We start from the raw sequence: 2,495 nt of genomic DNA on the forward strand, positions 1-2,495 counted from the left end.
TCGATGGCCTCCAGCAGCGCCGAGGTCTGGAGGCGGTTGCGGCTGGCCCAGCGGCCGGTGGGCTCGGAGACCTTGCCCGCGTCGATCTGCTCCTGCACCGAGGCCACGACCAGGCGGACCCCCGCCTCGGCGACCCGGCGGTCGCGGAACTCGATGACCTCGTCGAAGTTGTGGCCGGTGTCCACGTGCATGACGGGGAAGGGGACGGCGCCGGGCCAGAAGGCCTTCTCGGCCAGGCGCAGCATCACGATGGAGTCCTTGCCGCCGGAGAAGAGCAGCACCGGCCGCTCGAACTCCGCGGCCACCTCGCGCATGATGAAGATGGCTTCGGCCTCCAGGACGTCCAGCTGGGAGAGCTGGTAGCGTCCGGCCTGCTGACTCGCCTGACCCATGAATCCGCCTTAGAAATACCGACAGGGCCGACGGCGGAGGGGTCGTCCTATCAGCCCCCCGCGTGCGGACCCGCGCTGTCCAGGTCCGCGCCGTCGCGGATGCTCGCCAACAACATACCCGACAATTCCGATCGGCATACAAGGACATCCGGCAGCTGCGGGTCCGCCGTGTTGTACCGCAGCGGGGAACCGTCGATCCGGGAGGTGTGCAGACCCGAGGCCCGGGCCACCGCCACCGGGGCGGCGCTGTCCCACTCGTACTGGCCGCCCGCGTGCACGTAGATGTCGGCGATGCCGAGCAGCACCGCGCAGATCTTGGCGCCCGCGGAGCCCATCGGGACCACCTCGGCGCCCAGCTGGGTGGCCATCCGCTGGACGAAGGCCGGGGGCCGGGTCCGGCTGGCGGTGATGCGCAGCCGCTGGTCCGAGGGGCGCTCCTCGGGCAGCCAGGGCGGGTCGACCGTGGACAGGGTGCTGCCCTGGGCGGGCAGCGCCACGGCGCCCGCGACCAGGTCGCCGTTCTCCCACAGCGCCACGTGCACCGCCCAGTCGGTGCGCCCGGCCTCGGCGAACTCGCGCGTGCCGTCCAGGGGATCGATGATCCACACCCGGCGCGCGTTGAGCCGCGCGGGGTCGTCGGCGCCCTCCTCGGAGAGGACGGCGTCGCTGGGCCGCAGCCGTCCCAGCGCGGAGAACAGGAACTCGTGGGAGGTGCGGTCCCCCAGGGTGCGCAGGACGTCGGGCTCGTCGAAGCCGTGCCGGGCGCGCAGGCGCAGCAGCAGCTGCCCCGCCTCGCTGGCCAGGTCGCGGGCCACCTCATGATCGTTTCGGATGTTCTTCACCGGCTAGTATGCTCCCGCCCCACGGATCACCGCTGACCACGTCTTCCACAAGATCTGGACGTCCAGTGTCAGCGACCAGTTTTCCACGTACCGCAGGTCGAGGCGGACCGATTCCTCCCAGGAGAGGTCGGAGCGGCCGCTCACCTGCCACAGACCCGTCATACCCGGCTTGACCACCAACCTGCGGCGGACGTCGTCCCCGTAGCGGGCGACCTCCTCCGGAAGCGGCGGCCTCGGGCCGACGAGCGACATCTCCCCCCGGACCACGTTGACGAGCTGGGGAAGCTCGTCGAGCGAGTACCGGCGCAGCCAGGCCCCCACGGCCGTCACCCTGGGGTCGCGGCGCATCTTGAACAGCACGCCCTCGTGCTCGTTGCGGGGCTGGAGCATCGCCTTCAACGCCTCGGCCCCCACCACCATCGTACGGAACTTGTAGACGGTGAACTCGCGGCCGCCCCTGCCCACCCGCGTCTGGGTGAAGAGGGCGGGCCCGCCGCCCTCGGCCCGGACGAGGACGCACAGCGCGAGGAACAGCGGCGACAGCAGTATCAGGGCCAGGGCGGCGGCGCAGCGGTCGAAGGCGCCCTTGAGGACGCGGCGCGCGCCCACCAGTTCGGGGTGCTCCACGTGCAGCAGGGGCAGCCCCGCGACCGGCCGGATGGAGGTGCGCGGTCCGGCCACGTCCATGAGCGCGGAGGCGACGATGAGGTCGGTGCCGGTCTCCTCCAGCCGCCAGGCCAGGCGGCGCAGCTCGGCCCCGTCCATCTCCGGACAGGCCAGGACCGCGACGGTGTCGGCCCCGGCCAGGGCGGCGGCCTCGGCCGCGCCGGTGAAGGTGCCCAGGACCGGACAGCCCTCCACCTCGTCGGCGCCCGGACCGGAGGCGACCTCCTCCTGGGGCAGGCACACGCCCACCACGCGCATGCCGTGGTAGACCTCGCCGCGGAACCGGCGGACCAGGTCGCGGACGGCCACGCGGTAGCCGACGACCACGACCCCGCTCATGCACTGGCCCGAACCGCGGCGCCGGTGCAGGGCCTTGCGGCGCGCGTACCTCAGACCGAGGGTGAGCAGGAGGATGAGCGGCAGGGTGACCAGCGCGTAGCCGCGGGCGAGGTCGAAGCGCAGGGCGTAGGCGCCGACGGCCACGGCGGCGGCGAGGGCGATCCCGGCCGTGGCGACGCGGCGGTACTCCTCCGTGCCCACGCCCAGGAAGCGGCGGGCGTAGCCGCCGCCCAGGTAGACGAAGAGGATCCACACG

The 2,495-nt window shown here is 72.7% G+C and carries 3 protein-coding genes; all 3 read right to left on the reverse strand.

What is annotated here, in order from left to right; genetic code table 11:
- The coding region (locus DQW06_RS22370) for a phosphoadenosine phosphosulfate reductase family protein (RefSeq protein ID WP_157983557.1) at positions 1–392 on the reverse strand (392 nt) is incomplete at its 3' end.
- A 50-nt stretch (positions 393–442) separates the two neighbouring features.
- A complete protein-coding gene (locus tag DQW06_RS22375; protein ID WP_013154984.1) occupies positions 443–1,234 on the reverse strand; it encodes a 3'(2'),5'-bisphosphate nucleotidase CysQ in 792 nt (263 codons plus the stop codon).
- 3 nt (positions 1,235–1,237) lie between these two features.
- Positions 1,238–2,495: sugar transferase (locus DQW06_RS22380; protein ID WP_157983558.1), on the reverse strand; the 1,258-nt coding region annotated here is incomplete at its 5' end.

The sequence above is a fragment of the Nocardiopsis sp. TNDT3 genome, from assembly GCF_003427465.1.
In the GTDB taxonomy this organism is placed as follows: domain Bacteria; phylum Actinomycetota; class Actinomycetes; order Streptosporangiales; family Streptosporangiaceae; genus Nocardiopsis; species Nocardiopsis dassonvillei.